The following is a 19,845-nucleotide window of genomic DNA, read 5'->3' as shown; positions in this document are numbered from 1 at the left end:
GACCAGGGTGACGGGCGGTGAAGGTCAGGATCGAGCCATTGAATGACCGCATGTGCATCCTGACGCGGGCGCGCGGCGACAGCGCTGATCTGATCCGCTTCGTTGGCGGTCCGGACGGCACGGTCATCCCTGACCTGAGGCAGCGATTGCCGGGTCGTGGCTGCTGGTTGCGCGCCGATCGTGCGGCTGTCGAGACGGCGGTGCGGAAGAATCTTTTTGCGCGGGCGCTGAAGACAGCTGTAACCCCGCCGCAAGATCTCGGCGACCGGATTGATGCTTTGCTTTTAGCTGATCTCGCTGGCATGATGGGATTGGCAAGGAAATCCGGCCAGTTCGTGTCCGGCGCATCCAAGGCGGATGCTGCGATCCGATCGGGAGACGCCATAGGTCTGTTCCATGCAGCGCACGCCGCCGCCGACGGTGTGCGCAAGCTGGCGCAGGCCATCAAGGCGCGCGCTCTGACCTTGGACGAGCCGGAAATACCGGTCTTTCGCCTTCTTGCAAGGGAGGAAATGGAGCGCGCGCTGGGTGATGGGGCGTTTATCCATGCAACTGCGCTTGCAGGGCAGGCCGGTGAGGGTGTAGTGAAGCGCGCAAAGAGGCTCGTCGATTTTCGTGCCACGGCGCCGGTGCAGGCTCAGATCGAAACCCCCGGCCTATCCGGTGGGAATGCTGGCTCCGGCAGCAATGGTGCTGGAAAGGGTTACGGCAGAAAGGGCAGGGCTGCTGCGGGAGCTGCCGATGTCCCTCCTGCGGAAGATTGAGATCGCGACGGCCGGCTGATGCCGGCGAACAAAAAATCGGGGCTGGCGCAACAGGTGCTGCCGGCCTCCGGAAACGGATGGTAGATGAACGATACGAACGACGACAAGACAATCAGCGTCTCCGGTAAAAAACCGCTTTCGCTGAAGCGCCCTTCGATAGAGCAGGGTACGGTGCGCCAGGAGATGGGCCGCGGCCGTTCCAAAGCCGTGGTTGTCGAGACGCGCAAGCGGCGGATCAACCGTCCCGAAGATGAAAATCCGGTACAGAAGATCAACCTGAAGCCGCGTCCAGCGCCGGCGTCCAGTGCACGCCCTGAGGCCAAGCCGGCCTCACCGGCGCCGTCCAAGGCGCCCGCGGCCAATCCGGCCAAGCCCGGTGTTGTTCTCAACCAGCTGTCGGCCAATGAGATGGAAGCGCGGCGTCGTGCACTTCAGGATTCGCGTGTTCGCGATGCCGAAGATGCCAAACGCGCCGAGGAAGAGGCGAAGCGTCGCGCCGAAGAGGAAGCCATTCGCGCCAAGGAGCGTGAAGAGGAAGCCCAGCGCGAGAAGGAAGAGCAGGAGCGCATAGCGCGCGAGGCGGTCGAGTTGCAGGCTGCCGAAAGCGCCGCCGCCCGCAGTCCGAAGGAAGCTCCTGCCGCCAAGCAGGCAGATACCGCGCGTGGTCGTCGTGACGGCGCGGAAGCTGAGGGGCGTCCTGGTGCGCCGAGCCGCGGCAGCGCCAAGCCCGGTCGTCCTGAAACGCCGAAGCCAAGTCGTCCAAAGGGCGAAGCGGATCGTCGCCGGGGCAAGTTGACCCTGACCGCTGCGCTCGATGAGGATCGCGGCAACCGCGGTCGCTCGCTTTCCGCCATGCGCCGCCGCCAGGAGAAGATGCGCCGCAGCGCCCATTCGAACGAGGCGCGCGAAAAGGTGGTCCGCGAAGTGACCCTGCCCGAGACGATCACCATCCAGGAATTGTCCCAGCGCATGGCCGAACGCTCCGTCGATGTCATCAAGCATCTGATGAAAGAAGGTCAGATGATGAAGCCCGGCGACGTCATCGACGCCGATCTGGCCGAAATCATCGCCACGGACTTTGGCCACACGGTCAAGCGTGTGTCCGAGTCCGACGTCGAACTGGGGATTTTCAACATCGAGGATGATCAGGCCGCCAAGGTGGCACGCCCGCCTGTGGTCACCATCATGGGCCATGTCGACCACGGCAAGACATCGTTGCTCGACGCCATCCGCAACGCCAATGTGGTGGCCGGAGAAGCAGGTGGTATCACCCAGCATATCGGCGCCTACCAGGTCGAGAAGAATGGTCAGAAGATCACCTTCATCGACACGCCGGGCCACGCTGCATTCACCGCCATGCGGGCCCGCGGCGCTCAGTCGACCGATATCGCCATTCTGGTGGTTGCCGCCGACGACAGCGTCATGCCGCAGACGATCGAGTCGATCGCCCACGCCAAGGAAGCCGGCGTTCCGATGATTGTCGCCATCAACAAGATCGACAAGCCGGCAGCCGATGCCAACAAGGTGCGCACCGAACTGCTTCAGCATGAGGTCTTCACCGAGTCCATGGGCGGCGAGACGCTCGACGTTGAAGTCTCCGCGCTGAAGAATCAGAACCTCGACGCACTGCTTGACGCGATCCTGCTGCAGTCGGAGATCCTTGATCTCAAGGCGAATGCCGATCGCACCGCCGAGGGCGTGGTGGTCGAGGCGCAGCTCGACAAGGGCCGCGGCCCGGTGGCCACGGTGCTGGTCCAGGCCGGCACTCTGAAAACCGGTGACATTCTCGTTGCCGGTGACGAGTGGGGCCGGGTGCGCGCCCTGGTCGATGATCGTGGCGATCAGGTCAAGGAGGCCGGTCCGTCGATGCCAGTGGAGATTCTTGGACTTCAAGGCACGCCGCAGGCCGGTGACCGGTTTGCCGTCGTCGAAAACGAGGCCCGCGCCCGCGAAGTCGCCGAATATCGTCAGCGTCTGTCGCGCGACAAGGCGGCAGCACGCCAGTCGGGATCGCGCGGCTCGCTCGAGCAGATGATGACCCAGCTGTCCGATGCCGGCGTCAAGGAATTCCCGCTGCTCGTCAAGGGGGATGTTCAGGGCTCGATCGAAGCCATCGCTGGCGCCATTGAAAAGCTCGGTACGGACGAAGTGCGCGCGCGCGTCATCCATTCGGGCGCCGGCGCCATCACCGAATCCGACATCTCGCTGGCCGAGGCGTCGGGTGCGGCGGTCATCGGCTTCAATGTGCGTGCCAACAAGCAGGCGCGCGATGCGGCGGAACGCACCGGTCTCGAGATCCGTTACTACAACATCATTTACGATCTGGTCGATGATGTGAAAGCGGCGATGTCGGGCCTGCTGTCGCCGGAGCGCCGCGAGACTTTCCTTGGCAATGCCGAGATTCTCGAGGTCTTCTCGATTTCCAAGACCGGCAAGGTCGCCGGTTGCCGTGTCTCGGAAGGCAAGGTCGAGCGCGGCGCAGGCGTTCGCCTGATCCGCGACAACGTTGTCATCCACGAGGGCAAGCTGAAAACCCTCAAGCGGTTCAAGGATGAAGTCGCTGAAGTGCCGGCCGGTCAGGAATGCGGCATGGCCTTCGAAAACTACGAGGACATCCGCGCCGGCGACGTGATCGAGTGTTTCCGCGTCGAACACGTCACCCGCACCCTCTGAGCAAAGCGACCCGCCGGGCCCTCAGGCTGGCGGGTCGGAGTCTCGCATCAGCTTTGCCACCCTTGCGGCTTTCATCGCGTCCTGATCTGTTCGCAGAGTCACCGAACGGCGTTTGGTGACGGAGGAGCATCAGATTTGATGCTCTGTCACAATCACTGAGATCGGCCGGTGAAGATATCGGAGAAGCAGTCATGAAACAGCCATCTCAGCGCCAGTTGCGGGTCGGCGAGAATGTGCGTCATGCCGTCACCCGTTTGATCCAGCGTGGCGAGATTGTCGATCCTGATCTGGCCGGCATCGTCCTTTCGGTGACCGAAGTCCGCATGTCACCGGATCTGAAGATCGCCACCGTCTATGTCGCGGCATTCGGCCAGAACGACATGCAGCCGATCGTCAAGGCGCTGGCAAGACATGCGAAATTTATTCGCGGCGCGCTGGCTCGCGAACTTCGGCAAATGAAATACATGCCGGAATTCCGTTTCCGCCCGGATACCAGCTTCGACAATTACGAGAAGATCGACACGCTGCTGCGCTCGCCGCAAGTGGCGCGCGATCTCGCCGAGGAAAACGCGCATTCGGCCTCCGGCGATGTGGACAGCGATGCTGCGGGCGATAGTGAAACCGGCGCCGCGGTCGATCGCGACGACAGCGGCCGCTAGGAAGGCATCGGACGCAGCCGGTTAAACCGGCCAGCGGCCCCCCCCAGTGAGAACAGGACCCGGATATGGGCAGACAACGCAAGCGCAAGGGCCGACCGGTCGCAGGCTGGCTGATCCTCGACAAACCTTGGGATTTCGGTTCGACCGAGGCGGTCTCCAAATTGCGCTGGCTGTTCAAGGCCAGCAAGGCCGGCCATGCCGGTACACTTGATCCGCTGGCCTCCGGTATGCTGCCAGTCGCTTTCGGTGATGCCACCAAGACCGTTCCCTATGTTGTCGACGGCCGCAAGATTTACCGGTTTACCGTCGCCTGGGGAGAGGAGCGCGATACCGACGACCTTGAGGGCGCTGTCGTGCGCACCTCCGAAGAGCGGCCGACGCGCGAGGTGATTGCGCAATGTCTCGGCGCCTATCTTGGCCTTATCGAACAGGTCCCGCCGCGTTTCTCGGCGGTCAAGATCGATGGCGAACGGGCCTATGATATTGCGCGCGATGGGGATGACGTCGAGATCCCGTCCCGACAGGTGGAGATCCATCGCATCGACATCGTTGACTGTCCGGACCCTGACCACACGGTGTTCGAGGTGGAATGCGGCAAGGGCACCTATGTGCGTGCGATCGCCCGCGATCTCGGCCGCGAACTGGGCTGTTTCGGTCATGTCAGCGCCCTGCGCCGTCTTGCCGTGGCCCCGTTTGAAGAGCCGGATATGGTGCCGCTCGCCAATCTGCTGGCGTTGGAGGAGATTGCCGATGAGGACGAGCGGCTCGCGGCTCTCGATGCTCACCTGATCGATATCGGCGCTGCTCTGTCAATGCTGCCGCGCATCGACGTGAGTGCAGATCAGGCGCAGCGCCTGCGGCTTGGCAATCCGGTCATCTTGCGCGGCCGCGATGCGCCTGTCGCTTGCGAGGAAATCTGCGCATTCGCGGCCGGCCGTCTGGTCGCGCTGGGCGAAGTCTCTGGTGGCGAATTCCAGCCGCGACGTGTTTTCGCGACCCATGCTGACCCGGGCTGACCCGCCATTGAGGCAAAGGGGCCCGGTGGGCGGATCGCACCCGCGGTGTCGAAGCCATATTTTACTTTCCTTTGCCGGCGTTTTGCCCTATAGCGCACCGGTCTGATCGGCACAGCCGACAGATGATCGAGGCCGCCGCTGGACGACATCCCGGCCGCCGGCACCTTTAAAATCCTCCAGTGAAAGGACTGTCCGATGTCGATTACCGCTGAGCGCAAGGCTGAGCTCATCAAAGAATATGCCACCAAGCCGGGCGATACCGGCTCTCCGGAAGTTCAGATCGCCGTTCTGACCGAGCGGATTACCAATCTGACGGAACACTTCAAGGGTCACAAGAAGGACAACCACTCGCGCCGCGGGCTGCTCAAGCTCGTCTCTTCGCGCCGGTCCCTTCTCGACTACGTCAAGCGTAAAGATCATGCGCGCTACGCCGACCTGATCAAGCGCCTCGGCATTCGCCGATAGGAAAAAACGGGCGGATCGGCCTTCGCCGATCCGCCCGCTGCCATTGAGGGGTGAAGTCCTCTCGCACTGCGCCGGCAGGCGCGCTGTCGCCGGCTGATGCCGGTTCGGCGAACCCTGCAGCAAATGCCCCGGCAAGCCCTAGTGGCTGCGCCAGGGTCTCGAGCGACCGCCCGTCACGGGGCAGGATTGCCGGATGCTTTCGCCGCCGCTCGGTGCGGCACCGCCTCAGACGGAACCGGTCTGGAAAGCCTCCTGTCGTCTTGCCCGTGATGCGCCCGCATCAACTTGAAACGTCGCCGCCAGATTTGCATCGGCGGACCGACGAATACGAAGGACATGACATGTTCGATACCCACAAGGTCGAAATCGAATGGGGCGGCCGTCCGCTCACTCTCGAAACCGGCAAGATCGCCCGTCAGGCTGATGGCGCCGTGCTTGCCACCTACGGCGAATCCGTCGTGCTCGCCACGGTTGTTTCCGCCAAGGAAGCCAAGCCTGGCCAGGATTTCTTTCCGCTGACCGTCAACTACCAGGAAAAAACCTACGCAGCCGGCAAGATCCCGGGCGGTTATTTCAAGCGCGAAGGGCGTCCGAGCGAAAACGAGACCCTGGTCTCGCGCCTTATCGACCGGCCGATCCGCCCGCTGTTCCCCGATGGCTACAAGAACGAGACCCAGGTTGTTCTCACGGTCATCCAGCATGATCTGGAAAACAATCCGGACATCCTCTCGCTGGTCGCAGCCTCCGCGGCGCTGACTCTTTCCGGCGTCCCCTTCATGGGCCCGATCGGTGGTGCGCGCGTCGGCTACATCAACGGCGAATACGTGCTCAACCCGCATGTTGACGAAATGCCGGAAACCGCGCTCGACCTCATTGTCGCCGGCACCTCGGAAGCCGTTCTGATGGTCGAATCCGAGGCCAAGGAGCTATCGGAAGACGTCATGCTCGGGGCCGTCATGTTCGGCCACAAGAGCATGCAGCCGGTGATCGACGCGATCATCCAGCTGGCGGAAGCCGCTGCCAAGGAACCGCGCGAATTTGCCGCTCCGGATCACTCGGCGCTCGAGAAGGAGATGCTTTCGCTGGCCGAGGCGGATCTGCGCGACGCCTACAAGATCACCGACAAGGCAGCGCGTTACGATGCTGTTGATGCGGTCAAGACCAAGGTCAAGGAGCATTTTGCCCCGGCTGAAGGCGAAGAGCCGACCTATTCCAAGGAAGAGATCGGCGCCGTCTTCAAGTCTCTGCAGGCCAAGATCGTCCGCTGGAACATCCTCGACACCAAGGGCCGCATCGATGGTCGTGACCTTTCGACGGTCCGTCCGATCGTCTCGGAAGTCGGTCTGCTGCCGCGCACGCACGGCTCGGCCCTGTTCACCCGTGGCGAAACTCAGGCGATCGTCGTTGCGACGCTCGGCACCGGCGAAGACGAGCAATATGTCGACAGCCTGACGGGCACCTTCAAGGCGACCTTCATGCTGCACTACAACTTCCCGCCCTATTCGGTCGGTGAGACCGGCCGCATGGGGTCCCCGGGACGCCGCGAGATCGGCCACGGCAAATTGGCCTGGCGCGCCATCCGTCCGGTTCTCCCGGCCGCCGACCAGTTCCCCTACACGCTGCGCGTCGTCTCCGAGATCACCGAATCCAATGGCTCTTCGTCGATGGCCACTGTCTGCGGCACCTCGCTGGCGCTGATGGATGCTGGCGTGCCGCTGGGCAAGCCTGTCGCCGGCATTGCCATGGGCCTGATCAAGGAAGATGATCGCTACGCCGTGCTGTCCGACATCCTTGGCGATGAGGATCACCTCGGCGACATGGATTTCAAGGTCGCCGGCACCACCGAGGGCATCACCGCCCTGCAGATGGATATCAAGATCGACGGCATCACCGAGGAAATCATGAACATCGCCCTCGGCCAGGCGCGCGACGGCCGTCTGCACATCCTCGATGAAATGGGCAAGGCCCTTTCGGAAAGCCGTGGCCAGCTCGGCGAGTTTGCCCCGCGTATCGAGGTGATGACCATCCCGACCGACAAGATCCGTGACGTGATCGGCACAGGCGGCAAGGTCATCCGCGAGATCGTCGAGAAGACCGGCGCCAAGGTCAATATCGAGGACGACGGCACGATCAAGATCGCTTCCTCGTCGGCCAAGGAGATCGAAGCGGCTCAGAAGTGGATCCATTCCATTGTCGCCGAGCCGGAAGTCGGCGTCATTTACGAAGGCACGGTCGTGAAGGTTGCCGATTTCGGCGCTTTCGTGAACTTCTTCGGCCCCAAGGATGGCCTCGTCCACATCTCGCAGCTCGCCGCCGAACGCGTCGGCAAGACCTCCGATGTCGTCAAGGAAGGCGACAAGGTTTGGGTCAAGCTGCTTGGCTTCGACGAGCGCGGCAAGGTTCGTCTGTCGATGAAGGTTGTCGATCAGGAAACCGGCAAGGAAATCACCCGCGAGAAAAGCGAAGGCTGATCCTTTTCAGCAACTGCTTGCAATGAAATGAAAAACCCCGCCGGTGCGGCACCGGCGGGGTTTTGCTTTTGGGTGATCGGTTTATGTGCCAGGACTTCGCGGGCTGCCGCCCGATTTTGACCTTGCGGCGCCAGCTCTCGGCCGGTCAGGCCTCCGGCTGTTGCTTCAATTGCTCGAGGCAGGGCATCGAAGTCGTGCTGTAACCCGAATCGACGAAATGAATTTCGCCGGTGACGCTGCGCGACAGGTCCGACAGAAGATACAGCCCGGAATTGCCAACATCCTCAATGGTCACCGAGCGGCGCAGCGGTGAATTGCGCTGCTGCCATGCGAACATCGCCCGCGCGTCGGCAATGCCGGCACCGGCCAGGGTCCGCACCGGGCCGGCCGAGATGGCATTGACCCGGATGCCGCGTGGTCCATAGTCGGCAGCGAGATAGCGCACACTCGCCTCGAGCGCCGCTTTTGCCACGCCCATCACATTGTAATTCGGCATCGACCGCGTCGCGCCGCCATAGGTCAGCGTCAGCAGGCTGCCTTCGCCACTCATCAATGCCGCGGCGCGCTTGGCCACTTCCGTGAATGAAAAGCAGGAGATCACCATGGTGCGCGTGAAATTGTCCCGCGACGTATCCGCGTACAGGCCCTTCAGTTCGTTCCTGTCGGAAAATCCGATGGCATGGACGAGAAAATCGATCTCGCCCCACTCCGCCTTGATCGTCTCGAACATCTGGTCAACGGTGCTCAGATCCTCGACGTCGCATGGCAGCAGAAGCTTGGCGTTGACCGAATCCGCCAGTGGCTTGACGCGGCGCCCGAATGCCTCCCCCTGATAACTGAAGGCAAGTTCTGCCCCTTGCGCCGCAACCGCCTGGGCAATGCCCCAGGCGATCGAATGATCATTGGCCACACCCATGATCAGGCCACGCTTGCCCTGCATCAAACCCGTCATGCCCGTCACCCCGTATAGCGTTGGAAAGCCAGGGTGGCATTGGTGCCGCCGAAGCCGAATGAATTCGAGAGCGCCGTGTCGAACGATTTCTCGATGCGCTCTCGCACGATCGGCACGCCGTCAAATTCCGGGTCGAGCTCGGTAATGTGGGCACTCTCGCCGATGAAGTCATTGTCCATCATCAACAGCGTATAAATCGTTTCCTGAGCGCCCGCCGCGCCCAGTGAATGGCCTGTCAGGGACTTGGTCGACGAGATGTGCGGCATGTCCGCGCCAAACACCTCGCGGATGGCGCTGACCTCGCGACTGTCGCCAACTTCCGTCGCGGTTCCGTGCGCATTGATGTAATCGACCTTGCCCTCAACCGTTGCCAGCGCTTGCTTCATGCAGCGCACGGCGCCTTCGCCGGACGGCTGCACCATGTCATACCCATCCGAAGTGGCACCGTACCCGACCAGCTCGGCGTAGATCTTCGCGCCGCGCGCCTTCGCATGCTCGAGTTCCTCGAGAACCAGCACGCCGGCACCGCCGGCAATGACGAAGCCGTCGCGGGTTGCGTCATAGGCGCGGCTAGCCGTCTCGGGCGTGTCGTTGTGCTTGGACGACATGGCGCCCATCGCATCGAACATGTTCGACATCGTCCAGTCGAGATCTTCATGTCCGCCGGCAAACATCACGTCCTGTTTGCCCCACTGGATCATCTCGGCTGCATTGCCGATGCAATGCGCAGATGTCGAACAGGCGGACGAGATCGAATAGTTGACGCCATGGATCTTGAACCAGGTCGCCAGCGTCGCCGAAGCCGTGGAGGACATCGCCTTCGGCACCGCGAACGGACCGATTCGTTTCGGGCTGTTGTTCTTGAGCGTCACTTCGGCCGCATCGATGATCATCCGCGTCGAAGGACCGCCCGACCCCATGATGATGCCGGTGCGCTCATTGGTGATGTCGTCCTGCGCAAGTCCGGAATCGCTGATCGCTTGCTCCATGGCGATATGATTCCAGGCGCCACCGCGCGACAGGAAGCGCATGGCGCGCCGGTCCACCAGTTCTTTCGGATCAAGATCGGGGGCGCCCCAGACCTGGCTGCGGAACCCGTGTTCGGCGAAATCTTCCGACCGGGAGATCCCCGACCGGGCCACTCGCAGCGATTCTGTGACTTCTTCGGTGGAATTGCCGATGGAAGAGACAATTCCCATCCCAGTCACAACAACTCGTCTCATCATATTGTCCTCTTGGATCAGCCTGTTTCAATGGCCGGGTTTGCCGCCGGCAAGATCGCCTCACCATTACAGCAGCCAGACATCGTCAGCCCTCGGATTTTTCCTTGAAGAGGCCAACGCGCAGATCGTTGGCCGTGAACACGGTTTCACCGTCGGCCTTGACCCAGCCATTGGCCGTGCCCAGCACCAGCCGGCCGCGCATGACCCGTTTGAAATCGATGCCGAACTCGACAAGTTTGGTCGCCGGTGTGATCTGCCCGGTGAATTTCACTTCGCCGGTGGAAATGGCGCGACCCTTTCCAGGTTCGCCCAGCCAGCCGAGGTAAAAACCGGTGAGTTGCCAAAGTGCATCGAGCCCCAGGCATCCAGGCATGACTGGATCACCCACGAAATGGCAGGGGAAAAACCAGAGATCTGGAGTGATGTCGAACTCCGCCCGTGCAAAGCCCTTGCCGTGCTCACCGCCATCCTCTGAAATCTCGGTGATACGATGCAGCATCAGCATCGGCGGCAATGGCAATTGGGCATTGCCCGGACCGAACATCTCGCCGCGTCCGCATGTCAGGATTTCCTCGTAGGAATAGCTGGATTTCTGTTCGACCATGGAATGCGCGTCTCCTCTGTATCGCCGGACCGCCCTTCGTCTCGGGGCGCTTGACCGGTCAACGCCCGCGCGCTCGCGGCTTTGCAAGCTAGCACAGGGCACCAAACGGAAAAACCGGGGCATCCGGACAATTCGCATAGCCGATGAGACAGCCGAGCGAAAGGGGCAATCAATGTGAAACCGATCCCCGTATGTGCGCCCGCATGTTCTCGCCCGTGCTCCCCTGCGTGTTCCCCCGCCTGGTCCCCCATGTGTTCCCGATGGCGAAGACCGCTCTATTGAAAGGCGGCCGCAGCAAAGATATATGTATCAAGCTACTTAGCTCAGAAGGCGACCGTGACAATGGCATCGGACCCAGCATTTTCCGAGGATGAGGCGAAGGCGGCAATGACCGAATCCGCGCAAAGGCTGCGCCATGCCGGTCTGCGTCCTACCCGCCAGCGTGTCGCCCTTGCCGATCTTCTGTTCGCCAAGGGGGATCGCCATCTAACGGCTGAGGAATTGCACGAGGATGCCTTGCTTGCCGGCGTGCCCTGCTCGCTGGCAACGATCTACAACACTCTTCACCAGTTTACCGAGGCCGGTCTGCTGCGGGTCCTGTCACTGGAATCCGCAAAGACGTATTTCGACACCAACATTTCCGATCATCACCATTTTGTCGTCGATGACACGAATGAGGTGTTTGATGTTCCGGATGGCACGATCACGGTTGGCAACCTGCCCGATCCGCCCGAGGGGCTGGAGATCGCCCATGTCGACGTGGTGATCCGGCTTCGGCCCAAGCGCTGAAGCGCGGCGACGACAAAATCCGCGCCATCAATCCTTGAAGGCTTCGCCCGGATACGCGCCCCAGATTTCGTTCTGCGCCACCCAGCCATTCGCGCCGCCCGCCTCGACCCGGCACCAGTTGCCGTTGCACTCGAGCATGGTCAGGATGACGCCTGGCTCCAGTTGGGCGATCAGCTTCGAACCGGCACGCGCCTCTCGGTGCATGGCAATCAGCGACACGTCATCAGCGGTCCGCTTCCACGGCGCGGCAACACCGGTGCGCGTGCCCGAAAGCAGTGACTGATAGATCCAGCCCTCCGTCCCGTCGGCATCGCGCACCCGCCGCCAGTTGTCGTATTCCTGAATGATCTCCATCGGCACCCCGGGCCGTGTGTACATCCACGAAACCGCGTAGGCGCGGCCTGGCCCGACACGCAGATTGACCCGTTGCGCCTTGATGCTGACAAAACGTGGCAGTGGCAGGCCGCTTGCGCCCCTGCCGGCGCCCTGCGCCAGGCTCGGGACCGTCGAGACCAGCAGCGCCGATGCGGTCATCAGCACCGCGGTGGCAAGGGCGAGGGGGAAAAGGCGACGCATTACCTACAACCTTTTTTCGATGCGCGTTTAAGGCGCTATTTCTTCGTTCGCTTTTCTCACGACCGCGCGGCAATTTCGCTTTCCGCGGGCACTGCGCAAACCGCTGATCTCACCGCATTGCCGGCGCGCTGGCAGCGACGGCGAAGCGCAGCAAGCTGTGCAGAGCGGCGCCATCGGCGGCGAAAGCCCGACGGGTTTTGATTGTCAATGGCGGATGGTCTGTTAGAAAAGCCGACATGAAAACACAATCGCCGAGTTTGGTTAAAAACCTCTCAACGCTGGACCGGGAAATATGACAGTCAGGAAGAAACCGAAGGTGTTTGTCACGCGCCGTCTGCCCGATCAGGTGGAGACGCGCATGTGCGAACTCTTCGACGCCGAACTCAATATTGAAGACACGCCGCGCAGCCAGCCGGAACTGGTGGCCGCCATGCGGGCCTGTGACGTTCTCGTTCCGACGGTCACCGACCGGATCGACGCGGCGCTGATCGAGCAGGCGGGGCCGGATCTGCGCCTGATCGCCAATTTCGGCAATGGTGTCGACAATATCGACATCGAGGCCGCCCAGAAGAAAGGCATCACCGTCACCAACACCCCGAATGTTCTGAGCGAAGACACCGCCGACATGACCATGGCGCTGATACTCGCCGTGCCGCGGCGGCTGACCGAGGGGGCCAAGCTGCTGACCGGTGATGCCTCTGGCTGGAAGGGCTGGTCGCCGACCTGGATGCTGGGTCACCGGCTCGGTGGCAAGCGTCTTGGAATTGTCGGCATGGGGCGTATCGGCACCGCCGTGGCGCGCCGCGCCAAGGCATTCGGCCTATCGATCCACTACCACAACCGTCAGCGCGTCAATCCGGCGACCGAGGAAGAGCTGGAGACGACCTACTGGGACAGCCTTGATCAGATGCTGGCGCGCGTCGACATCGTCTCCGTCCATTGCCCCTCGACACCTGCGACCTTTCATTTGCTATCGGCTCGCCGGTTGGCGCTGATGAAGCCCGGCGCTTACATTGTCAACACGGCTCGCGGCGGCATTATCGACGAGGACGCGTTGATCGCGGCGCTGACCGAAAAGCGCCTGTCTGGCGCTGGTCTCGATGTGTTCGAGCATGAACCCGCTGTTGACAAGCGGTTGCGGCGCCTCGCTGAAGAGGGGCGCGTCGTCCTGTTGCCGCATATGGGATCGGCCACCATCGAGGGGCGCATCGACATGGGCGACAAGGTGATCATCAATATCCGCACCTTCTTCGACGGCCACCGGCCGCCCGACCGGGTGCTACCGCAACGGGCTTGAAATTCACCAGGAATTTAGAGCCACAGCGCTCCACACGCTCTGCAGCAGGCTCACTCTGCTTGGCGGCGATAGCTGATCGTCTCGAAGCTGGCATCCAGCCCGTTGTAGAGAAGAAGCCGGCCGATCAGTGGCGTGCCGCTGCCGGTGATCAGCTTGATGACCTCCATCGCCTGCAAGGTACCCATCACACCCGTCAAGGCGCCGACGATTCCTGCCTCCGCGCAAGCAGGCACGGCGCCTGGCGGCGGGGCTTGCGGAAAAAGATCGGTAAGTCGCGGGTTACTTCGGCCTTCCGCGTCGCGCTGATGCGGCGCCAACACCGTCAATGTGCCATCAAACCGCCCGACCGCCGCCATAACCATGGGAATTGCACAGCGTTCAGCCGCCTCGGCGAGATGGACACGCGTGTCGAAACTGTCCGTGCCATCCACGACCAGATCATATCCGGAGAACAAATCGGCGGCGTTGGCGCGATCAATCCGCAAATCGTGTTCGATGGTTGTCACGTGCGGATTGATGCGCTGCAAAGCAACGGCTGCGCTGCGCGTTTTCTTCCAGCCCAGATGAGCGCTGTCATGCACGATCTGCCGCTGCAGGTTGGACAGGCTAACGGTGTCGTCATCGGCGATTCCGAGCTGGCCGACGCCGGCTGCAGCCAGATAGCTCAGCACGGGCGAGCCAAGCCCGCCGGCGCCAACCACCAGCACCCGCGCGGCCTTCAGCTTCGCCTGACCCGGCCCGCCGATCTCCTTCAAGACGATATGGCGGGCGTATCGCTGCACTTCCTGCGCATTCAGTTCCCGCTCATTCTGATCCATGCCCTGTCCATTTTTCGCTCTGCGGCTTGCCGCTTGCCCGCGTCCGGCTGGCGCAGCAAAGCGCCGCCGCGCACCGGTGTCAATCACATCAACGCCTGCACCGGTCCCGGACATGCCTTGTCATCGCTTTCATGAAAGTGGCGTCACCAACCCGTCCTGAACATCGAGAAACTGCCCGCGTTCATCGAGCGCCTCAAACAACGACCGATCAGTGCCCGTCATGAAGGCCTGGCCACCCAGTTCGTCGATCAGATCAAACAGCGCCACGCGCCGTTCAGCATCCAGATGCGCGGCGATCTCATCAAGAAGCAGCAGCGGCGGTTGCCGCACCAGATTGCGCACCAGCCCGGCGTGAGCCAGGATAAGGCCAATCATCAAAGCCTTTTGTTCCCCCGTGGAACACAGGGCCGCGGCAATCGCCTTGCCGCGATGACTGACGGCGAGATCCATGCGATGCGGGCCTTCCAGCGTCCGACCGGCCGCCTGATCACGCCCCCGCCCGTGCTCCAGAGCCGTGGCATAGGCGGCTTCCGCGTCCCCCGCTCCGGCGATCGCCGCCACGCTCTCGAACCCTTCCAGCGCGAGCAGGGCGCGCGGGAAACAGGAGCCCTGATCCTGAGTGTCGATCAGCTGCGTCAGCAGACCGACCAGTTCACGCCGGGCAATCAGCATCGCGACGCCAAGCTCCGCCATCTGCGCCTCGAGACCGTCGAGCCAGCTTCGGTCCGTCCGCCCCTCGGCAAGCAACCGGTTGCGCGAGCGCATGGCCCGCTCGAAGTCCAGAGCGCGCTTGCCGTGCGCCGGATCAATCGACAGCACCAGCCGGTCGAGAAAGCGGCGGCGATCGGCCGCCGGTCCGGTAAACAGCCCGTCCATTGCCGGGGTCAGCCAGAGAATACGGCTGTGATCGAGAAGTTCGTCGGCGCCGCGTGCCGGCGTGCCGTTGATGCGCACCTGCCGTCCCGAATCCTCCTGCGGATTATGACCGGTGCCGATTTCGACGGGCCCCTCCATGCCGTCGACTTCTGCGAACACGCTGAATCCGCCGGGCGCACCGGAACGAACCAGATCGCCATAAGCGGCCCGCCGCATCCCGCGGCCGGGACTGAGCAGCGACACGGCTTCCATCAGGTTGGTCTTGCCGGCGCCATTGTGACCGGTGAGAACCACGTGGCGCGAGGACAAGACCAGCTCGGCCCGCGCATAGTTGCGGAAATCGCCCAGTTTCAGCCGGCTGATATGCATCGGTGGCTCCATCCGCCATCCGGTTCCGACCCCTGGTGGCAGACGTCGATGAGCGGCGAGGGGGTGTTGACCGCTACACCCGCATCGGCATCAACACATACAGCGCGTCGTCGCCGGCGGTATCGCGCACCAGTGTCGGTGATCCGGGATCAGCCAGCAGAAAGACGGCATCCGAGCCGGACAGCTGGTTGGTAATGTCGAGCAGGTACTTGGCGTTGAAACCGATTTCCAGCGGATCGAAATCATAGCCGACCGCCAGTTCTTCCGTCGCGCTGCCGGAATCCGGATTGTTGACCGTCAATGTCAGCTGTCCCGCTTCCAGCGCCAGCTTGACGGCGCGACCGCGCTCCGAAGAAATGGTGGAAACCCGGTCAACCGCCTGGGCAAAGCTCTGGCAATCGACGGTCAGTTCCTTGTCGTTGCCGGTCGGGATCACCCGCTGGTAATCCGGAAATGTGCCATCGATCAACTTGGAGGTCATGATGACGCTGCCGATGGTGAAGCGGATCTTGGCGTCCGAGACCTCCAGCCTCACCTTCAGGTCAGGGTCGTCGACCAGCTTTTGCAGTTCCCCCACGGTCTTGCGTGGAATGATGATACCCGGCATGCCTTCGGACCCGGACGGCGCTTCGAGATCGGCGCGTGCCAGGCGGTGACCATCGGTCGCGACCGTCCGCAGCTTCAGGCCCGCATCGCCCTCGATCGTGTGCATATAGATGCCGTTGAGATAATAGCGCGTTTCCTCGGTGGAAATCGCAAACTGCGTCCGGTCGATCAGCATTTTCAGATCTTGCGCCGGCAACTGGAAAGTGTGCGTGAAGCTGCCTGCGGTCAGATCCGGGAAATCCGCTTCCGGCAGGCACTGAAGCGAGAATTTCGACCGACCGGCGGCCACCGTCATCGACGTGCCATCCGGGTTCGTGGCCAGCAGGACTTCCGAGCCGTCCGACAATTTGCGCACGATCTCGTAAAGCAGATGCGCGGGAACCGTCGTCGCGCCGGCTTGCTCGACCATCGCCGCAGTGGCCTCGGTGATTTCGAGATCAAGATCAGTGGCTTTCATCTCGACCGATGCGCCATCGGCCTTCAAAAGCACGTTGGAAAGGATCGGGATCGTGTTGCGGCGCTCGACGACCCGGTGAACATGGTTGAGCGACTTGAGAAGGTTCGAACGCTCGAGTGTGACTCGCATGATGCTGGCTACCATTGCTCGAAAAGTCCAGCCTTGGCGGGCTGGAGGGACTGGAAACGGACCGCTGCCCGGCGTCGTTCCCGAAAGGGATCGGACAAAGCCGCGCCGTCCACTGCTCTCGGCAAAATGGCAGAACTTCGCCCGACATTGCAAGGGAAACCAGCCGAGGGAGCGGGGCTCCCTCCGGGTTTTTGGGGAAAACGGCGACGCCGTGCGCTGATACGGCAGTGTTCGCGAAGTTTGCCTGCGACCTTCATGCTCGGATCGCAGGCAACCGCCAGCCGTCAGCACACTCGCCAAACGCTTCCTATTCGAGAATCAGCCGCTTCAGCAATTCGATCTCGTGGCCGAGCTTGGTGTCGCTGCCGATCAGGTCCTCGATCTTTCGCACTGCATGCAGCACGGTCGTGTGATCGCGTCCGCCAAATCGCCGGCCAATTTCCGGAAAGGAACGTGGCGTCATCGTCTTGGCAAGATACATGGCGATCTGGCGTGGCTTGACGATGACACGTGTGCGCCGGTTGGAGATCAATTCCTGCTTGGAGACATTGTAGTGACGTGACACGGCCCGCTGGATATCTTCGATCCGCACCCGCTTCGGCTCGCCGGCCCCCACCAGGTGGCCAAGCAGCTGCTCCACACGATCGATGGTCAGGTCCGGTTCGAAACTGCGGCGGAACAGCAGCTGGTTGAAAGCGCCTTCCAGCTCGCGGCCGCTCGACGTGACCATCCGCGCGACATGCGCCAGAACATCGTCTTCGATCTCGAGCGTCGCATCCTCGATCTGTGCCGTGGCCAGGCGCTGACGCAGCATTTCAAGCCGCATCTCATAGTCGGGCGCTTCGATCTCGATCGCCACACCACCCTGCAGGCGCGAACGCACTCGAGGATCGAGCGATTCCAGCTCCCACGGCGCCCGGTCAGCCGCGACAACAACCTGGCGCGCCGAATCGAGCAGCATGTTCAGCAAGTGGCAAAACTCATGCTGGATCGACTTGCCCTGCAGGAACTGCATGTCGTCGATGATCAGCAGATCGATGTTGCGCAAGGATTCCTTGAACGAGAGCGCATCATTGTCGCGGATGGCCGTGGCGAAACGCCACATGAAATATTCGGCCGTCAGATAGACCACGCGCGGACTGCGCGCGTGCTGGCTGGCCGCCGCCGCGATCGCCTGCAGAAGATGGGTCTTGCCGAGGCCGACACTGGCATGCAGGAATAGCGGATTGAATCGTACCGCACCGGTGCCTGCTTCCGCGATTGTCTTGGCCGCGGCGAGCCCGACCCGGTTCGAGGCACCCTCGACGAAGCTCTCAAAGGTGTAGCGGCCGTCAAGCGGCGAGCCGAGCACGGGATTGGCCGGCGCGATGGCGCGCACGGGCGTCGAGATATGGGTGGCCCCGCCGCGCAGTGCGGCTGCCTCCTTGCGCGCCACACCGCCGGCCACCGGCTGATTGGCGGCTTGCACTTCCACTTCTCCCGCATCAATGCCGGCTCGCGCCGGACGAGTGGCGGAGCGGGCGACGATCTCGACCTTCAAGATGCGGCTGTCTTCGGCCTGGAACAAAGCGGTGATCTGCTCGAGATACTTGTTGTTGATCCAGGACTTGAGAAAGGTGGTCGGCACCGACAGGCGCACCACGCTCTTCGACATCGAATGCAGCTTCAGGCGGCCGAACCAACTGGCGAACACTTCGGCTCCAACCTGGGTTTTCAGTTTCGCGCGTACCCTTGCAAAGAGTTCTTCCTGATCTTTCATTGCCGCCCCGGCTGACGATCCCGAGCCCGCAGCGCTCTCCATCTGCACCGGATCAGCCCCTTCGGCCTGCCCGCTGTCATTTTTCTGTGCCGCCAGTTTCAAGTGCATGTCCCGCCGTCCCCTGTTCGCAGACCAGGCCACTGCCCGGTCGAATTTGGTGAATATCGTCTGCCCCGATCTGGAGCCGGCGAACTTCACCGCCCGTGTCATTTCTGCGCCGCCCGTTTCGGTCCCAGCTGAAACGGCGCGCCACTGCGTCTCTCCGAGTTTGCCGTCACCCCCTTCGTCACGTCGCCAGCCGGCCGTTGAAGGCCATTCATCGGCCTCCGCCACCATCGGCGTCCCCTTGTTCCAGGGCCTGATGCCGGCCCTCGATCTTCTTAAGGCCCGGTGCCGGCCCACGCCCGGACACCGAAACCCTCTCGCCCCTGCGGCCAAACATCCGCCTGCCCTCGACCGACTTGGCCGACGGTTGGACGGTCGTCTTTAGCCGTCAATCGACATGGCTTCGCCGTCCGCGGCAAAGCCCCCGGCACAGCAAGACCAGACTTTTAGGATGCGTGTGATCAGGGATCACACTCGAAGGGCAGGCGTATTTTCACGGTCACGCGACCGCAAAAATTTCTGTGGAGACCGGAGTTTCCCGCGCCCTTCGATGACCCTTTTTAGGCAGTTTGAGATCGGCAGATCAAGCGACAAATTTAGAGATTTTTAACGAATCACGCTTGACTCGACCCCAGCCTGCACGGCGCCTCAAAACCCCGTCATCAGCAGTTTGTTGGATTCATTGGCGTTTCCAAATCCGGCGCCGATTCCCCCGCCGCGATGACAGGAATGGCGCCGCTTGATTCTTTTTTCCGCCCCGGCTGTATTTTTCCGCGACCCGATTGCATGCAAACTGCAACCTCTCGCAAGTCTCTGAAATCTCAGGAGAACTTGTGCGATTTCTGCATTTGCCCGGCGCCCGGCATGACGGTTTGATGACAAGTTACTGACAGTTTTACGAAAAAAGGCCCGGACGATGCCGGGCCTTCAATTTACAACAGTCTGGCGAGAATGCTCAGGCCTCGATGGCCTTCACCCGCTGCGCCAGGCGCGAAACTTTGCGGGAGGCAGTGTTGCCGTGCAGGACGCCCTTGGAGGCGGCGCGCATCAGTTCCGGCTGCGCGGCACGCAACGCTTCGGACGCCGCAGCCTTGTCGCCAGCGCTGATTGCTTCTTCCACCTTGCGCAGATAGCCGCGGACACGCGAACGACGTGATTTGTTGACTGCAGTGCGGCGGGCAATCTTGCGGGTCGCCTTTTTCGCCGAAGTTGTATTGGCCATGGATGCCTCTCGGTT

17 protein-coding genes are annotated in these 19,845 nt (G+C 62.2%); 8 read left to right on the top strand and 9 right to left on the bottom strand.

The window, feature by feature from the left end:
* Nucleotides 1–50 precede the first annotated feature (50 nt).
* The 6 genes from KY465_RS10165 to pnp all read left to right on the top strand — a co-directional run bounded on the left by KY465_RS10165 (nt 51) and on the right by pnp (nt 8,048).
* On the top strand, nt 51–764 hold the full coding sequence (locus KY465_RS10165; RefSeq protein ID WP_219201770.1) for an RNA-binding protein: 714 nt from the start codon (nt 51–53) through the stop codon (nt 762–764).
* 84 nt (nt 765–848) lie between these two features.
* On the top strand, nt 849–3,437 hold the full coding sequence (infB, locus tag KY465_RS10160) for a translation initiation factor IF-2 (RefSeq protein ID WP_219201532.1): 2,589 nt from the start codon (nt 849–851) through the stop codon (nt 3,435–3,437).
* 191 nt (nt 3,438–3,628) lie between these two features.
* Entirely contained in the window at nt 3,629–4,096 is a 468-nt protein-coding gene (gene rbfA / locus KY465_RS10155) for a 30S ribosome-binding factor RbfA (protein WP_219201531.1), read from the top strand.
* Nucleotides 4,097–4,161: 65 nt separating this feature from the next.
* Nucleotides 4,162–5,112: a tRNA pseudouridine(55) synthase TruB gene (gene truB / locus KY465_RS10150; RefSeq protein ID WP_219201530.1), complete on the top strand. Its 951-nt coding sequence runs from the start codon at nt 4,162–4,164 to the stop codon at nt 5,110–5,112.
* 195 nt (nt 5,113–5,307) lie between these two features.
* Nucleotides 5,308–5,577 (top strand): 30S ribosomal protein S15, encoded by a 270-nt coding sequence (gene rpsO / locus KY465_RS10145; protein ID WP_219201529.1) that lies wholly within the window; start codon nt 5,308–5,310, stop codon nt 5,575–5,577.
* Between the two features lie 341 nt (nt 5,578–5,918).
* Nucleotides 5,919–8,048 (top strand): polyribonucleotide nucleotidyltransferase, encoded by a 2,130-nt coding sequence (gene pnp, locus KY465_RS10140; RefSeq protein WP_219201528.1) that lies wholly within the window; start codon nt 5,919–5,921, stop codon nt 8,046–8,048.
* 145 nt (nt 8,049–8,193) lie between these two features.
* On the opposite strand, the gene fabI is transcribed toward pnp, so the two are convergent.
* The 3 genes from fabI to fabA all read right to left on the bottom strand — a co-directional run bounded on the left by fabI (nt 8,194) and on the right by fabA (nt 10,827).
* Nucleotides 8,194–9,000, bottom strand: a complete 807-nt coding sequence (gene fabI, locus KY465_RS10135; RefSeq protein ID WP_219201527.1) for an enoyl-ACP reductase FabI — start codon at nt 8,998–9,000, stop codon at nt 8,194–8,196.
* 5 nt (nt 9,001–9,005) lie between these two features.
* A complete protein-coding gene (fabB, locus tag KY465_RS10130; RefSeq protein ID WP_219201526.1) occupies nt 9,006–10,223 on the bottom strand; it encodes a beta-ketoacyl-ACP synthase I in 1,218 nt (405 codons plus the stop codon).
* An 85-nt stretch (nt 10,224–10,308) separates the two neighbouring features.
* Nucleotides 10,309–10,827 (bottom strand): 3-hydroxyacyl-[acyl-carrier-protein] dehydratase FabA, encoded by a 519-nt coding sequence (gene fabA, locus KY465_RS10125; RefSeq protein ID WP_219201525.1) that lies wholly within the window; start codon nt 10,825–10,827, stop codon nt 10,309–10,311.
* Between the two features lie 387 nt (nt 10,828–11,214).
* On the opposite strand from fabA, the gene irrA reads away from it, so the two are divergent.
* On the top strand, nt 11,215–11,616 hold the full coding sequence (gene irrA / locus KY465_RS10120; RefSeq protein WP_219201769.1) for an iron response transcriptional regulator IrrA: 402 nt from the start codon (nt 11,215–11,217) through the stop codon (nt 11,614–11,616).
* Between the two features lie 27 nt (nt 11,617–11,643).
* On the opposite strand, the gene KY465_RS10115 is transcribed toward irrA, so the two are convergent.
* Entirely contained in the window at nt 11,644–12,192 is a 549-nt protein-coding gene (locus tag KY465_RS10115; RefSeq protein ID WP_219201524.1) for an SH3 domain-containing protein, read from the bottom strand.
* 292 nt (nt 12,193–12,484) lie between these two features.
* On the opposite strand from KY465_RS10115, the gene KY465_RS10110 reads away from it, so the two are divergent.
* Nucleotides 12,485–13,489, top strand: coding sequence for a 2-hydroxyacid dehydrogenase (locus KY465_RS10110; RefSeq protein WP_219201523.1), 1,005 nt, complete (start codon nt 12,485–12,487; stop codon nt 13,487–13,489).
* 50 nt (nt 13,490–13,539) lie between these two features.
* Here KY465_RS10110 and moeB read toward each other — a convergent pair whose 3' ends face one another.
* The 5 genes from moeB to rpsT all read right to left on the bottom strand — a co-directional run bounded on the left by moeB (nt 13,540) and on the right by rpsT (nt 19,830).
* The gene (moeB, locus tag KY465_RS10105; RefSeq protein ID WP_219201522.1) at nt 13,540–14,307 is read right to left on the bottom strand and encodes a molybdopterin-synthase adenylyltransferase MoeB; all 768 of its coding nucleotides are present in this window, start codon (nt 14,305–14,307) and stop codon (nt 13,540–13,542) included.
* A gap of 129 nt (nt 14,308–14,436) precedes the next feature.
* On the bottom strand, nt 14,437–15,564 hold the full coding sequence (gene recF / locus KY465_RS10100) for a DNA replication/repair protein RecF (RefSeq protein WP_219201521.1): 1,128 nt from the start codon (nt 15,562–15,564) through the stop codon (nt 14,437–14,439).
* A gap of 61 nt (nt 15,565–15,625) precedes the next feature.
* Entirely contained in the window at nt 15,626–16,744 is a 1,119-nt protein-coding gene (dnaN, locus tag KY465_RS10095; RefSeq protein WP_219201520.1) for a DNA polymerase III subunit beta, read from the bottom strand.
* Between the two features lie 307 nt (nt 16,745–17,051).
* The gene (gene dnaA, locus KY465_RS10090; protein ID WP_255561614.1) at nt 17,052–18,545 is read right to left on the bottom strand and encodes a chromosomal replication initiator protein DnaA; all 1,494 of its coding nucleotides are present in this window, start codon (nt 18,543–18,545) and stop codon (nt 17,052–17,054) included.
* 1,018 nt (nt 18,546–19,563) lie between these two features.
* The gene (rpsT, locus tag KY465_RS10085) at nt 19,564–19,830 is read right to left on the bottom strand and encodes a 30S ribosomal protein S20 (RefSeq protein WP_219201519.1); all 267 of its coding nucleotides are present in this window, start codon (nt 19,828–19,830) and stop codon (nt 19,564–19,566) included.
* Nucleotides 19,831–19,845 lie beyond the last annotated feature (15 nt).

It is taken from the genome of Neohoeflea coraliihabitans (assembly GCF_019334345.1).
GTDB classification, from domain to species: Bacteria; Pseudomonadota; Alphaproteobacteria; order Rhizobiales; family Rhizobiaceae; genus Pseudohoeflea; species Pseudohoeflea coraliihabitans.
This window is presented reverse-complemented; position numbering and strand designations above follow the sequence as displayed.

What these genes read in the sequence shown, in the direction of transcription:
- rbfA (WP_219201531.1), top strand. Translation starts at nt 3,629, where the DNA reads ATGAAACAGCCATCTCAGCGCCAGTTGCGGGTCGGCGAGAATGTGCGT.
- pnp (WP_219201528.1), top strand. Translation starts at nt 5,919, where the DNA reads ATGTTCGATACCCACAAGGTCGAAATCGAATGGGGCGGCCGTCCGCTC.
- KY465_RS10165 (WP_219201770.1), top strand. Translation starts at nt 51, where the DNA reads ATGTGCATCCTGACGCGGGCGCGCGGCGACAGCGCTGATCTGATCCGC.
- dnaN (WP_219201520.1), bottom strand. Translation starts at nt 16,744, where the DNA reads ATGCGAGTCACACTCGAGCGTTCGAACCTTCTCAAGTCGCTCAACCAT.
- fabA (WP_219201525.1), bottom strand. Translation starts at nt 10,827, where the DNA reads ATGGTCGAACAGAAATCCAGCTATTCCTACGAGGAAATCCTGACATGC.
- KY465_RS10115 (WP_219201524.1), bottom strand. Translation starts at nt 12,192, where the DNA reads ATGCGTCGCCTTTTCCCCCTCGCCCTTGCCACCGCGGTGCTGATGACC.
- truB (WP_219201530.1), top strand. Translation starts at nt 4,162, where the DNA reads ATGGGCAGACAACGCAAGCGCAAGGGCCGACCGGTCGCAGGCTGGCTG.
- irrA (WP_219201769.1), top strand. Translation starts at nt 11,215, where the DNA reads ATGACCGAATCCGCGCAAAGGCTGCGCCATGCCGGTCTGCGTCCTACC.
- recF (WP_219201521.1), bottom strand. Translation starts at nt 15,564, where the DNA reads ATGGAGCCACCGATGCATATCAGCCGGCTGAAACTGGGCGATTTCCGC.
- rpsT (WP_219201519.1), bottom strand. Translation starts at nt 19,830, where the DNA reads ATGGCCAATACAACTTCGGCGAAAAAGGCGACCCGCAAGATTGCCCGC.
- moeB (WP_219201522.1), bottom strand. Translation starts at nt 14,307, where the DNA reads ATGGATCAGAATGAGCGGGAACTGAATGCGCAGGAAGTGCAGCGATAC.
- dnaA (WP_255561614.1), bottom strand. Translation starts at nt 18,545, where the DNA reads ATGGAGAGCGCTGCGGGCTCGGGATCGTCAGCCGGGGCGGCAATGAAA.
- fabB (WP_219201526.1), bottom strand. Translation starts at nt 10,223, where the DNA reads ATGAGACGAGTTGTTGTGACTGGGATGGGAATTGTCTCTTCCATCGGC.
- fabI (WP_219201527.1), bottom strand. Translation starts at nt 9,000, where the DNA reads ATGACGGGTTTGATGCAGGGCAAGCGTGGCCTGATCATGGGTGTGGCC.
- KY465_RS10110 (WP_219201523.1), top strand. Translation starts at nt 12,485, where the DNA reads ATGACAGTCAGGAAGAAACCGAAGGTGTTTGTCACGCGCCGTCTGCCC.
- rpsO (WP_219201529.1), top strand. Translation starts at nt 5,308, where the DNA reads ATGTCGATTACCGCTGAGCGCAAGGCTGAGCTCATCAAAGAATATGCC.
- infB (WP_219201532.1), top strand. Translation starts at nt 849, where the DNA reads ATGAACGATACGAACGACGACAAGACAATCAGCGTCTCCGGTAAAAAA.